This is a genomic window from Qipengyuania sp. NPDC077563 (assembly GCF_044901345.1).
Lineage (GTDB): Bacteria > Pseudomonadota > Alphaproteobacteria > Sphingomonadales > Sphingomonadaceae > Qipengyuania > Qipengyuania aestuarii.
Window position 1 is genome coordinate 901,579 of sequence record NZ_JBJDPC010000002.1, and the last position, 13,020, is coordinate 914,598.

General features: G+C 55.1%; 13 protein-coding genes and 1 tRNA gene. 9 read left to right on the forward strand and 5 right to left on the reverse strand.

Going from position 1 to position 13,020, the window contains the following annotated elements; all coding sequences use genetic code 11:
- The first annotated feature begins 25 nt into the window (after positions 1–25).
- Positions 26–102, forward strand: a tRNA-Arg gene (locus ACI2I1_RS10375).
- Here the strand turns inward: ACI2I1_RS10375 and ACI2I1_RS10380 are convergent.
- The 4 genes from ACI2I1_RS10380 to hppD form a co-directional block, all read right to left on the reverse strand.
- A complete protein-coding gene (locus ACI2I1_RS10380) occupies positions 103–1,275 on the reverse strand; it encodes an MFS transporter (protein WP_404679029.1) in 1,173 nt (390 codons plus the stop codon).
- A 35-nt stretch (positions 1,276–1,310) separates the two neighbouring features.
- Positions 1,311–2,189: a mechanosensitive ion channel family protein gene (locus tag ACI2I1_RS10385; RefSeq protein ID WP_404679030.1), complete on the reverse strand. Its 879-nt coding sequence runs from the start codon at positions 2,187–2,189 to the stop codon at positions 1,311–1,313.
- Between the two features lie 79 nt (positions 2,190–2,268).
- Entirely contained in the window at positions 2,269–2,841 is a 573-nt protein-coding gene (locus ACI2I1_RS10390) for a VOC family protein (protein WP_404679031.1), read from the reverse strand.
- Entirely contained in the window at positions 2,838–3,959 is a 1,122-nt protein-coding gene (gene hppD, locus ACI2I1_RS10395; RefSeq protein ID WP_404679032.1) for a 4-hydroxyphenylpyruvate dioxygenase, read from the reverse strand. Before hppD ends, ACI2I1_RS10390 begins: the two co-directional genes overlap by 4 nt.
- 193 nt (positions 3,960–4,152) lie before the next feature.
- Here hppD and ACI2I1_RS10400 point away from each other — a divergent pair, with 193 nt between their 5' ends.
- The 8 genes from ACI2I1_RS10400 to ACI2I1_RS10435 all read left to right on the forward strand — a co-directional run bounded on the left by ACI2I1_RS10400 (position 4,153) and on the right by ACI2I1_RS10435 (position 11,618).
- Entirely contained in the window at positions 4,153–4,467 is a 315-nt protein-coding gene (locus ACI2I1_RS10400) for a septum formation initiator family protein (protein WP_404679033.1), read from the forward strand.
- 131 nt (positions 4,468–4,598) lie between these two features.
- Entirely contained in the window at positions 4,599–5,669 is a 1,071-nt protein-coding gene (gene pdhA / locus ACI2I1_RS10405) for a pyruvate dehydrogenase (acetyl-transferring) E1 component subunit alpha (RefSeq protein ID WP_404679034.1), read from the forward strand.
- A 3-nt stretch (positions 5,670–5,672) separates the two neighbouring features.
- The gene (locus ACI2I1_RS10410) at positions 5,673–7,052 is read left to right on the forward strand and encodes a pyruvate dehydrogenase complex E1 component subunit beta (RefSeq protein WP_221541605.1); all 1,380 of its coding nucleotides are present in this window, start codon (positions 5,673–5,675) and stop codon (positions 7,050–7,052) included.
- A gap of 118 nt (positions 7,053–7,170) precedes the next feature.
- Positions 7,171–9,120, forward strand: a complete 1,950-nt coding sequence (locus tag ACI2I1_RS10415) for a pilus assembly protein TadG-related protein (RefSeq protein WP_404679035.1) — start codon at positions 7,171–7,173, stop codon at positions 9,118–9,120.
- A gap of 17 nt (positions 9,121–9,137) precedes the next feature.
- Positions 9,138–9,731 (forward strand): TadE/TadG family type IV pilus assembly protein, encoded by a 594-nt coding sequence (locus tag ACI2I1_RS10420; protein WP_404679036.1) that lies wholly within the window; start codon positions 9,138–9,140, stop codon positions 9,729–9,731.
- A gap of 134 nt (positions 9,732–9,865) precedes the next feature.
- Positions 9,866–10,432: a pilus assembly protein TadE gene (locus tag ACI2I1_RS10425; protein WP_404679037.1), complete on the forward strand. Its 567-nt coding sequence runs from the start codon at positions 9,866–9,868 to the stop codon at positions 10,430–10,432.
- A gap of 57 nt (positions 10,433–10,489) precedes the next feature.
- Positions 10,490–11,122 (forward strand): hypothetical protein, encoded by a 633-nt coding sequence (locus ACI2I1_RS10430; RefSeq protein WP_404679038.1) that lies wholly within the window; start codon positions 10,490–10,492, stop codon positions 11,120–11,122.
- A gap of 34 nt (positions 11,123–11,156) precedes the next feature.
- On the forward strand, positions 11,157–11,618 hold the full coding sequence (locus ACI2I1_RS10435) for a hypothetical protein (protein ID WP_404679039.1): 462 nt from the start codon (positions 11,157–11,159) through the stop codon (positions 11,616–11,618).
- Here the strand turns inward: ACI2I1_RS10435 and trmFO are convergent, their stop codons facing one another.
- Positions 11,619–12,986 carry a methylenetetrahydrofolate--tRNA-(uracil(54)-C(5))-methyltransferase (FADH(2)-oxidizing) TrmFO gene (gene trmFO, locus ACI2I1_RS10440; protein ID WP_404679040.1) on the reverse strand — a complete coding sequence of 456 codons (1,368 nt, stop codon included), beginning with the start codon at positions 12,984–12,986 and terminating at the stop codon, positions 11,619–11,621.
- Positions 12,987–13,020 lie beyond the last annotated feature (34 nt).

The following is a 13,020-nucleotide window of genomic DNA, read 5'->3' on the forward strand; positions in this document are numbered from 1 at the left end:
CGAGACGTTATAGAGCCGTGCTGAAGCGCCCGTAGCTCAGTCGGATAGAGCACCAGATTCCTAATCTGGGGGCCACAGGTTCGAATCCTGTCGGGCGCACCATCATTTCCCCAGTTTCATCGCCCGCCATGCAAGCAGGGTCAGAATTGCTGATGATGCGATCAGCAATGCGCACACCCCTGTCCAGCCCAGATTGCCATAGACGGAGGTCGCAAAGATGCTCCCGATCCCGCCTCCGACGAACATGAGGACAATGTAGACAGTCGTCAGCCGGGTCCGCAGGTCAGGCTGGAGTGCAAGAAACGTCATGCGGCCCGTCACATCGATCGGCGGACCGACGAGATTGACGATCACGAGCGGCACCAGCAATCCCCACAGGCTGCCGCCAAGGGGCAGGAACAGAGCCATGCCGACAAGCTGGATCAGAGCAAAGATTACGCGCGCCTTGCGCGGGCCGATGGCGTCTGCCCAGCGGCCGAGACGAGGGGTGGAAAGAATGCTGACGGCGGCAATCGCGGCAAGATAGCCCACGACATCAGTTCCATATCCCAGCGGGCCGGTGAGATAGAGCGCGAGCGCAAGCCACAGCGCAATAAATTGCGCGAAGTTCAAGGCCTGGATCGTGCCGGAAAGCAGCACTTCCTTATGCTTCCGAGCGACCGGAAAGACCGAGAGGACCAGCCTACCGTAAGGTTCGCCGCCCCGATCCCGCTCGCCGCTCTCCATCAGACGGGGAAGGGCTAGGGTCACGGCGAGCATGAGGCCGGTCGCGATCCAGTAAACCAAACGCCAGCCATAATGTTCAGCAACCCAGCCAGCACCGACTCGGGCCACGAGAATGCCGAGAATCACCCCCGCGGTGAGCAGGGCGGTGACCTGGCCCAGCCTTTCCGGAGCGACCCTCTTGGAAGCATAGGCCGGCAGCAGATATGGGGCGATCGTGAAGAAGCCAAGAAGAGTGGATCCGGCAGTGAAGCCGAAAAATCCGCCGGAGAACGCCATCAGGGCGAGTGAAAGTGTCTGGCCGATGGAGAAGATGATCGTCAGCCGCCGGTTGGAATAGCGATCTCCCAAAGGAAGCAGAAAGAGTATCCCGATTGCCAACGCGATCTGGTTGAGAGCCGGGACAATTCCGATGCGCGCTTCGCTGACACCGAAATATGCCGCGACATCACCAATTATGGGATGAATATAATAGGCATTCGCGGTCACTACCGCCGCAGCGAAAGCGAGCGCATACTCCTGTTTGCGCGAAAGCCGCGACGCATTGCTCATCTGCCAATTTCCAATAATCTGGTTCGATTGGCGCCTTAGGGCGTCGGCTTCGAACTCTCGCCCAACTGGCTAATGGGCACGGTCTCTTTGAAGGTATGCGTCACATAAGGGAACGGAATTTCTATTCCTTCCTCGTCAAGCGAGGCCTTTATGGCGCGGACGACCTTGTCCTTACTTTCCCATCCCGCCCGAGGGGCGGCACCAGCCCACCAGCGGACGAGAAAATCGACGGAGCTGGAATTGAACTCCTGCGCAAAAATATCGACGCCCTTGCTGGCAAGAACCAGATCCACCCCCTCGACGGCCCGGCGGATTACGTCCGCTGCGTGGTCGAGATTGGTGTCGTAGGAAACGCCAACGACTACATCGTGGCGGCGCTGTTCGACATCGGTCAGGATCTCCACCGGATTCTTGAACAGGATGGAATTGGGAACGACGGTGAGTTCGCCCGAAAGCTTGCGGACGTGCGTTTCACGCAGGGTAATATGTTCGACCTTGCCTGTGATGCCTTCACACTCGATCACGTCGCCGATCTGCATCTTCTCCCGCAGCATGATGAGAATGCCGGCAAAGAAGTTTTCGAAGATGTCCTGAAAGGCGAAACCAATCGCGACCGCCCCGATGCCGAGGCCGGCGAGCAGGCTGGCGAAGGTTAGGTCGGGCATCACCACGACAGCCGCGATGAAAAGGCCAATTACCCATATCGTCAGCTTGACTACGGTATCGACCAGATTCTTGAGACTGGTCCGGATTTCCGTCCGGCCCACGATCATATCGGAAATGCGCACCGCGAACCGGGCAACGATCCAGGTCAGCAGAATGATGAACAAGGCGATCGCAATGCTGGGCAGGGCCTCTATGAACCCCTTTCCCATCGACTGAAGCTGATCGCGCAGCGTTCCGATATAATTCACTAAGCAAGCTCCCTTTGCAGGGCAACGACCAGTCGCCTCTCAGGTTCCTCAACGCCGCCGAAGGGCGGACAAGGACGCGCTATTTCTGGGCATGCTCCTGGCGTGCCAGTTCATGGAGCCAGTCGGCGTGACGAGGGGCCTTCTTGGTCTCGCTCCATTCTTCCAGCATCATCGGTGCCACGCGCTTCAGTTCGGCATATTGCTCATCCGTCCCGATATCGGCAGCCAGTTCTACGCGATGGCCGTTCGGATCGAAGAAATATATCGATTTGAAAATGCCGTGATGCGTTGGCCCGAGGACGTCGATACCAAGGCTTTCGACATGCTTTTTGGCTGCGTTCAGTTCCTCTTCGTTCTTGACCTTGAACGCGAGATGCTGGACCCACTGGGGAGTGTTTTCGTCCCGGCCCATGTCCTTCTGGTTCGGCAATTCGAAAAAGGCGAGGATGTTACCATTACCTGCGTCTAGAAAGACATGCATGTAGGGATCGTATTCACCGGTAGACGGAACATGATCCTCGGCAAAGGCAGTGGTGTACTCCATGCCCAGCACCTTTTCGTACCATTCGACGGTCTTTTTGGCGTCCTTGCAGCGATAGGCCGCGTGATGGACGCCGCCGAGCTTTACGGGATGTGCAGAAGGGGCGCTCATTCTGCTGGCTCCGCATCCACGGTCTGCGCATCCTCTACGCTGAGGACGCCACGCTTGATCTGGTCCCTTTCCATGCTTTCGAAGAGCGCCTTGAAATTGCCTTCACCGAAGCCGTCGTCGCCCTTGCGCTGAATGAACTCGAAGAAGACAGGGCCGACCTGAGCTTCTGCAAAGATCTGCAGCAGAAGTCGCGGCTTTCCGCCTTCGGTCGTTCCGTCGAGCAGGATGCCCCGCATCTTGAGTTCGTTCTCGTTCTCACCATGGCCGGGGAGACGTTCGGGCAGCATTTCGTAATATGTTTCGGGCGGGGCGGTCATGAACGGAACGCCGAGATCCTTGAGATTGTCCCACGCCTTGATCAGGTCGTCGCAGATCAGCGCAATATGCTGGATACCTTCGCCATTGAATTCGCGAAGGAACTCTTCGATCTGGCCCTTGCCGCCTTCGCCTTCCTCGTTGAGGGGGATACGGATCTTGCCGTCAGGAGCGGTAAGCGCCTTCGAGGTCAGGCCAGTATATTCCCCTTTGATGTCGAAGAAGCGGATTTCACGGAAGTTGAACAGGCTTTCATAATAGTCGGCCCAGTATTTCATGCGACCGTTGTACACGTTGTGGGTCAGGTGATCGATCACGTTGAACCCAGCGCCCTTCGGCCACTTGTCGACGCCATCGAGATATTCGAAATCGATGTCGTAAATCGACAGCGTGCTTTCGCCCTGTTCCGCGTAACGGTCGATCAGATAAATGATCGCTCCGCCGATGCCGCGGATTGCAGGGATGCGCAGTTCCATGGGGCCGTTTTCGACAACGACCGGCTCCGCACCGCGCTCGAGCAATTCGGCGTAAGCCTTTTTCGCATCGCGGACTCTAAACCCCATTCCGCAAGCAGAGGGACCGTGTTCTCTTGCAAAATACCAAGCCGCGCTTCGCGGTTCATAATTGATGATGAGATTGATCCCGCCCTGGCGCCAGAGATGGACATCTTTCGAACGATGGCTGGCCACCTGGATAAAGCCCATGGCCTTGAACACCGGTTCGATAACGCCTTTTTCCGGCGCGCAAAATTCAACGAATTCAAATCCGTCGAGGCCGATAGGGTTCTCATAAAGGTCGGGCATGGGAAATCCTCTGTCCATTAAGTAGTTTCAATAGAAACCAAATACATTTCACGTTTGGCACTGTCAAGAATCCAACGGTTTTCGATCGGCTGATGTTCCGCATCCTCAATCTCATCCCATCGATCGAACGGCCTGGCTTCGGGCGCGAAATTCCGGCTTGCGCGCGGGTCGCAACTGTGATTCTGTGAAATCGATGAGAAGCAGGGGCAGACTCGATCTGGTGCGCAAGCAAAAGGCGACGCAAAGCGCGGCGCTTTTCGTGCTGCTTGTCATCAGCGGCCTGGCGATTGCAGGGCCGTCCGGGCTTCTTGCGTGGAGCGAGAATCTCCGCCTGCTTGATCAGCGCAAAGCCCAGCTCGCTGCGCTTGAGAAAGATCGCGCGGCTCTGGAAAACAAGGTCGCTCTTTTGCATCCCGATCATGCGGATCCCGACATGGTCGGCGAACTTCTTCGCAGCCAGCTCAATGTCGTCCATCCGGACGAAGTCGTAATCAAGCTGGACGACTGATCGGCCGCGCTCGAGCTCGGCAATTCCGTAAGGTTTTCGTATGCAGATGAAGCGGGCCGTTGCGCTCTGCGCGGCGCTGTGGCTATAGGCGCAGCGAGAGAATTCCCCGACTGGAAAAGGGACGAGATATTTTGGCCAAGGCCCCTAAAAGCAGCACGCCGCGCAGCCCCGCGGAGAACCACGATTTCGCTCTCGGCTCCCTTCAGGAGGAGTTCGAAAAGAGCAAGCGCTTCGATGCGTCGCCTGAGCAGATGCACAAGTTCTACGAGCAGATGCTTCTGATCCGCCGTTTCGAAGAGCGCGCCGGGCAACTCTACGGGCTCGGACTGATCGGCGGCTTCTGCCATCTGTATATCGGTCAGGAAGCTGTTGCCATCGGTCTGCAATCCGCGCTCGATGGTGATAAGGACAGCGTCATCACCGGATATCGCGATCATGGCCACATGCTGGCCTATGGAATCGACCCCAAGGTCATCATGGCCGAATTGACCGGCCGCGAGGCCGGCATTTCCAAGGGTAAGGGCGGGTCGATGCATATGTTCTCGACCGAGCACAAGTTTTACGGCGGCCACGGCATCGTCGGCGCGCAAGTCGCGCTCGGAGGCGGTCTGGCGCTCGCTCATCAGTACAATGAGGATGGTGGTCTCTGCCTCGCCTATTTCGGCGATGGTGCCGCCAACCAAGGGCAGGTTTACGAAACCTTCAACATGGCATCGCTCTGGAAGCTTCCGATTGTTTTCGTGATCGAAAACAACCAGTATGCCATGGGTACGGCCGTCAGCCGCAGCTCTGCCGAAACAGAATTTTACCGCCGCGGCACTGCATTCCGCATTCCGGGCATGAAGGTCAACGGCATGGATGTGCTCGAAGTGCGTCAGGCCGCCGAGGTCGCCTTCAAACATGTCCGCGAGGGCAAGGGCCCCGTCCTGATGGAATGCGAAACCTATCGCTATCGCGGCCACTCGATGTCCGACCCTGCAAAGTACCGGTCGCGTGAAGAGGTCCAGGACATGAAGGATCACAAGGATCCGATCGAAAACCTGAAAAAGATCCTGATCGAGCAGGGCAGCAAGGAAGAAGAGTTGAAGGCGATCGACAAGGATATCCGCAAGCTCGTTAGCGAAGCCGCGGATTTTGCTGAGAATTCTCCGGAGCCGGAAGCATCCGAGCTCTACACCGATGTTCTGGTGGAGGAGTATTGAGCCATGGCGATCGAACTGAAAATGCCAGCTTTGTCTCCCACAATGGAAGAGGGAACGCTAGCAAAATGGCTCAAACAGGAAGGTGACGAAATCGTCGCCGGTGACATCATTGCCGAAATCGAAACCGACAAGGCCACCATGGAATTCGAAGCTGTCGACGAAGGCACGCTCGGGAAAATTCTGGTCGCGGAAGGTACGGAGAACGTAGCTGTCGGTACCGTCATCGCGATGCTCGCGGCAGAGGGCGAAGACGCTTCCGAAGTTGCCGCTTCGGCTCCCGAGAGCGAGGACGTCCCGGGCGAGGGCAAGGATGTCGGCCGCGACGCGTCCGAAGCCGAGATCACCAAGCCCGCTAAAAAGACTGACGTAAAGGATCCTGAGATCCCGCACGGCACCAATATGGCGACCGTCACAGTCCGCGAGGCGCTGCGCGATGCGATGGCCGAGGAAATGCGCCGTGATGAACGCGTTTTCGTCATGGGTGAGGAAGTCGCCCAGTATCAAGGCGCTTACAAGGTCACGCAGGGCCTGCTTGACGAATTCGGCCCTAAGCGCGTGATCGACACGCCGATTACCGAATATGGCTTTGCCGGTATCGGGACGGGCGCTGCGATGGGTGGTCTGCGTCCGATCGTGGAGTTCATGACTTTCAACTTCGCGATGCAGGCGATTGATCACATCATCAATTCGGCAGCCAAGACCAATTACATGTCCGGTGGCCAGATGCGCTGCCCGGTCGTTTTCCGTGGTCCGAATGCCGCAGCGAGCCGCGTTGGCGCGCAGCACAGCCAGAATTACGGTCCGTGGTATGCCAGTGTCCCGGGCCTGATCGTGATCGCGCCTTACGATGCGTCCGATGCAAAGGGCCTTATGAAAGCTGCGATCCGCTGCGAAGACCCTGTCGTGTTTCTCGAAAACGAGCTTGTTTACGGGCGCAGCTTCGAGCTTCCGGAACTTGATGACCACGTCCTTCCGATCGGCAAGGCACGGATCGTGCGTGAAGGCTCGGACGTGACAATCGTGTCTTACTCGATCGCGGTTGGGCTCGCCCTGGAGGCTGCCGAACAGCTGGCGGAAGAGGGCATCGACGCCGAGGTGATCGACCTGCGGACGCTGCGCCCGCTCGACAAGGAAACGGTCCTCGAAAGCCTGAAGAAAACCAATCGCATGGTGATCGCCGAAGAAGGCTGGCCGACCTGCTCGATCGCTTCGGAAATCGTTGCGATCTGTATGGAAGAAGGCTTCGACCATCTCGATGCCCCGGTCACGCGCGTATGCGATGAGGACGTGCCTCTGCCCTATGCCGCAAACCTCGAGAAACTGGCGCTGATCGATACGCCGAAGATCGTGAAAGCGGCCAAGAAAGTCTGCTATCGCGACTGAGCAGGGCGGGTGGTTTAACCATCCGCCTTAGCGAAATATTAGCGAACATGACGCTACGCATCTCCCCAAAGTGTAGAGAACCTTTGGGGTTACGAATATGGTGCGTGAATATCGAGGAATGCTTTCACAGCTTCGGGAAAGCGAAGCTGGTAACGTCTTCCCGCTGACTGCGGCCGCCATCTTCGTCCTGGCTGGATTGGTGGGCGGCGGCGTGGACGCGTCTCGCGGCTATCTTGTCCGTAACAAGCTCCAAAACGCCTGCGATGCCGGGGTTCTTGCTGGCCGCAAGAGAGTGGGTACCGATGGCTTTGATGAAAATGCCTTGAAAGCAGCGCGAAGCTATTTCAACGTTAATATGGCTGGCGCATCGAACTTCGAAGTTCCGGAATTCAACCCGACCAGCTCCGATAACGGAAATACAGTGGAAGCTACGGTTTCCACTTCAGTCGACACGACACTCATGCGGATATTTGGGTATGATACCATCCCCTTGAGTGTTTCGTGCAGCGCCAGCATGTCGATGGGTAACGCCGATGTCATGATGGTGCTCGACACGACCGGCTCGATGAACTCAACCGTTGAAGGATGGAGTACAAGCGACGATTCAAAGAGGCGGATTACTTTCTTAAGATCCGCGATGATGGACTTTTACGATACCGTAGCAGAATCGGCCGACGGCACCAATGCGCGCATCCGTTACGGTTTTGTACCTTACAGTTCGTCGGTCAACGTTGGCAGACTCCTTCAGCCTGAATGGATTGTCGACCAGATGGACATCCAATCTCGTCAACCTGAGTTCAACTGGAAGTGGACAGTAGTCGGCTATAAACCAGCTGTATACTCTACTAATCCTGGGGTGACAGATCCAGAAGATACCGAATGGATAAAGTACGGCAATCAAACAAATGCTTCGAAATGTAGGAATTCCCTACCAAATAATCAAAATTGGACCAACTATGGTGGACCAGAAGAAGAAACAATAGAAGAAATAAATTCTGCTCAGCAGCGTATTAGGCGCGAACGTACTTATGTGACTCAGGTTCGGCGCGCTTATTCGTGTCAGTCTGATGGTCGCAATAGTTTCAAGCCAGCTTATCGCGATGAGACAAGAAAGAATTTCGTTGACGAAGTTTGGACGGAAGATCCCATCTGGGCGCAGCGGGAAGATGAGAATGATTTTCGGCGGTGGCTTTACAAAAAAATCACTGTTGACGTCAGCCGTTATAAGACTTTTTCTCCCGTCACTGTTCGAAATCGCGACTCCGACGCGGGCAATGTTAGCTACACTTGGGCCGGTTGCATCGAAGAGCGGGAAACGGAAGCGGCCGACAGTTTTAGCTTTAGCTCGCTGACAGGGATGTCGCCTTACACTTGGGATTTGGACATCGATTCCGCTCCCGATGGATCACCAGAGTCGAAATGGCGCCCTTTTTGGCCAGAACGATCATATTTCCGCGGCGAGAGATATTGGAATTCTTATTACCGGCAGTGGTACACGAACTATTTCAATCGTGACGAAGACTATAAAGGGCTGAAGAGCGACGCCTTCTGTCCGTCACAAGCTTCCCTGCTCGCGAAAAGAGACAGGGGCGAATTTAAGGATCAAGCGGATGCTTTGAACCCGAACGGGAGTACTTATCTGGATCTCGGCATCCTGTGGGGGGGAAGACTAATATCTCCCACGGGCATGTTCGCTTCGAATGTTATGGAGGCCCCTGCCAATGGTGCCGAGGTCTCCCGTCACATGATCTTTCTCACTGACGGAGAAATGCAGCCGAGTTCCGTGATTCATTCCTCTTACGGATTTGAATATTACGATAAACGCGTCACGAGCGACGGGCAGACAAATCAGCGTGATCGCCACACAAGCCGGTTTCGCGCTGTCTGCCAGGCTGTGCGCGCGAAGGGTATCCGAATTTGGGTCATCGCATTCGGCTCGAGCCTGAATGGTGATTTGCAAGCCTGTGCATCGCCGGACAGCGCTTTTCAGGCATCAAGCTCAGACGAATTGAATGAAGCGTTCCAAGATATCGCTAAAAACGTCGGCGAACTTCGGATCACGATGTGAATCGTAGGAGGGAAATCATGGTTGGAAGGTCGCTTTCGAACTCCTTAGTTGCCGATCAAGAAGGCAGCGCTCTTATGGAATTCGGACTTATCGCCATTGTCTTCATAACGATGGTGCTGGGCATGATGGACATTGGCCAAGCAGCTTACACCCAAGCCGTTTTAAATGGCGCGGCGCAAGAGGTGGCCCGAGCAGCATCACTTGAAACAAGAGATGTGGCTCTCGCGGACGCAGAGCTAGAGAAAATTGTGCAGCGCGTCGCCCCAAACGCGAAGCTAACTCCTAAGCGCGTCAGTTACTTCGATTTCGAGGACATCAGTCGAAGTGAAAGTTTTCGAGATACAAACGGAGACGGCGTCTGTAATAATGATGAAAACTACGATGACGAAAACGGCAACGGCCAATGGGACGAAGACATTGGCGTAGAAGGCAACGGCAATGCTAGCGATGTGGTGGTTTATACAGTCAGTGCCGAATACAAGCCTTTATTCGCAATCCCTTTCTATGACGATGGGGAATCGACAAGAACGCTCTCGGCTACATTTGTGAAAAAAAACCAGCCTTTTGAAAGACAAGAAGGCTACGGTAATACGGTGGAAATATGCAGCTAAGGGCAATCGAGAGGAGCAACTTTGCTCGGTCGTGGAGCAAAATTGCAAGCAACATACGCAGCCTTTGGCGGCAAGTTGACGGTATCGCGTTAACTGAATTCGCGGTGGTTACACCGGTATTTCTATCGTTAGGGATGGTCGGTTTCGAAATCGCCAACTTGGCGGTTACGAAAACCCGAGTGAGTCAGATTGCGTTATCTGTTGCCGACAACGCATCTCGTCTGGGCCAGACTGACAATACCGCGCTCGCTCCGACGATAAGTGAGAACGAAGTCAATGCGGTACTTCGCGGTGCCGAAGAGCAAGGAAAATCGATCTCATTTGCTGAGAATGGAAGGGTTATATTAAGTAGTCTCGAATATGATGACGTGCTTGATCGACAGTTTATCCATTGGCAACGCTGTTATGGAGATAAAGACGTCGAAAGCGCCTATGGCAATGATTCAGACAAGAATGGCAAAAGCGGTCCTCGGCTTAACGGGATGGGTGAAGTAGGCCGCGAGGTAACTGCTCCGTCCGGCGAGGCTGTAATGTTTGTCGAGGTTTATTACGAATATCCCGCGGTATTTTCTAACTCGCTCACTCGCGATATTACATTTAGAGAAGAGGCCGCCTTTATCATTCGCGACGATCGAACTCTGACCCCTGTAGACGATCCGAATGAAAAGGGTTTGACAGGAGCTCTTCTCAACGAGTGTTAAACGACGAATCGTCGCTTTAGGATTGTTGACAGCGCCTTTCCTCGGCAATTGGAATAAATGGCCGAACTCAACGATGCTGTCAGATTCGCCCTCACAGGCGCGGGGAAGAGGAAAGATCTGTATCGTGCATCGTTTCAACTGGATGCCGTTCTCGGGACGATCGCACTAAGCGCGAGAGAGCCGCTTTTGGCTCAAATACGTATGGCTTGGTGGCGCGATCAATTGACGGTTCCGGAAGCAGGATTTCGAGCGAAAGATCCACTAGTGCGTTCGTTAGCTGAAGCTTGGGGAACGGATGCTTCGCAATTGGTAAATTTAGTCGACGGATGGGATTCCCTAATCGACGACCGTGGCAGCGGCTCAGCGTTCGTTGAAGGCAGAGCTGATTTTGGTGCAGCAATTGCTAAGTCGCTCGATTGTGAGCAAGATGTTGATGCTGCACGAATGTACGGAGCATTGTGGGCATTTTCTGATTTAACGAATTATTCTCCTCATCCAAAAGTCAGAGAATGGGCTATCGAACACTGGAAGACCGAGTTTGAGGGGACTTCCAAGACGAGTCTTGAATTAAGACCTCTCGCCATACTCGGTGGCTTAGCTAGGCGAAGTCTTGAAAGAGGCGGCACTCCGATGCTTGGTGATCGAAAAAGTCCCTTTGTCGCTCTAAGATTGTGGTTTACGGGAAAGTAAATCTGGGGTCTTCTGTATCTGCGACAGGTGAGCAATGAAAAGCTTGGTATTAGGGGCGCTTTTAACTTTGCTTCTTCTCGCGATCGGGCTTTTCTGGTGGGAAGGGCGTGCCGAAGTTGAAGAGGCGGCTCCTCCGCCTCAAGACGACATAGTTAAAAAGGTTGATCCCGACGAGCTACCCATTGCCGATCCGCTTAATGCGATTGGACCAGCGCCGCCAGAAGCGACCGAGCTTTCAAAAGAACAGCGCCGTTTCTTTCGTTATGATCGCAATCGCGATTGGCGGATAACGCGGAGCGAAATGCTCTCCACCAGATCCGATGGGTTCCGCAAGCTCGACAAGGATGGCAACAATCTACTGACATTCGAGGAATGGGCGGTAGCGACGGTCGACAAGTTCGAGGGCGCCGACGCCGATGGCAACCGGGAGCTCTCGCCGGCTGAATTCGCCACCACGAAACCAAAACCTACGAAAAAGCGGAGCTGCGCCTGCTGATCAGGCGGGGACGACGTCCATGCCTGCAATCCATTCTCCAAGCTCTGCCTTGGCTCGGGAGGTGTAGGCTTCCTTGCGCTGCTTCTTTTTCACCTCGTGGAGCGGCGGGAACAATCCGAAATTGACATTCATCGGTTGAAAGGTTTCTGTTTCGGCATCGCCCGTGATGTGGGAGAGCAGGGCACCGAAAGCTGTAGTGCGCGGAGGAGGTGTCCAATAAGCTCCAGTCAATTCGCTCGCGGCCATCATTCCGGCCAGCAGACCGACGGCCGAACTTTCCACATAGCCTTCGCAACCGGTTATCTGACCAGCGAACCTGATATGTTCGGCGCCGCGTAGCCGGAGCTGGCGATCAAGAACAAGCGGCGAGTTGATGAATGTATTGCGATGAAGCCCCCCAAGCCTTGCGAATTCCGCATTTTCGAGTCCTGGTATGGTTCGAAACAGTTCGACTTGAGCGCCGTATTTAAGTTTCGTCTGGAAGCCGACCATGTTCCACAAAGTGCCAAGCTTGTTGTCCTGACGCAGTTGGACAACGGCATAAGGCCAGCGACCCTGCGGGTGCTCCTCCGTTGTATCGTAAGGATTATCGAGACCAACGCCTTTCATCGGACCATAACGAAGGGTCTCTATCCCGCGAGCCGCCATCACTTCGATCGGCATGCAGCCATCGAAGTAGGGGGTATCCGCCTCCCATTCCCGGAACTCGGTTTTCTCGCCGTCCATCAGGCCCTGATGAAAGGCATGGTATTGCTCCTTCGTCATCGGGCAATTGATATAATCGCCTTCTTCGTTCGATGCTTCGGTGCGCTTGTTCCAGCGGCTCTGGATCCAGCATTTCGACATGTCGATGCTGTCCCGGTGGATTATGGGCGCAATGGCATCGAAAAACGCTAGCCGGTCCTGACCAGTGGCTTTCACGATGCTTTCCGCCAGTGTTTGGGCCGTAAGGGGACCGGTTGCCACTATTGTGAGGCCGGTCACTGGTAGCGCATCAACCCGTTCGCGAACAACGGTGATGTTGGGATGTTCTTCGAGTGTCCGCTGGACTTCGGCAGAAAATACGTCGCGATCTACGGCCATGGCACTGCCGGCCGGGACCCGGGAAACCTCTCCGGCACGCATAATGATGCTATCGAGACGTCGCATCTCGTCATGAAGGAGGCCCACGGCATTCTTGTCGCTATCGTCTGATCGAAAGCTGTTCGAGCAGACCAGTTCGGCCAGACCTTCAGTCTGATGCGCGGCGGTCATATCCCCGCTGCCGCGCATTTCAGATAGCTTTACCTTGAAGCCACGTTTAGCCAATTGCCAGGCCGCTTCGCTTCCCGCGAGGCCGCCTCCGATAATTTGGATGTCATGTGTCATTGCAGCTACGCACCTAGAGCTTGCACCCACCCGG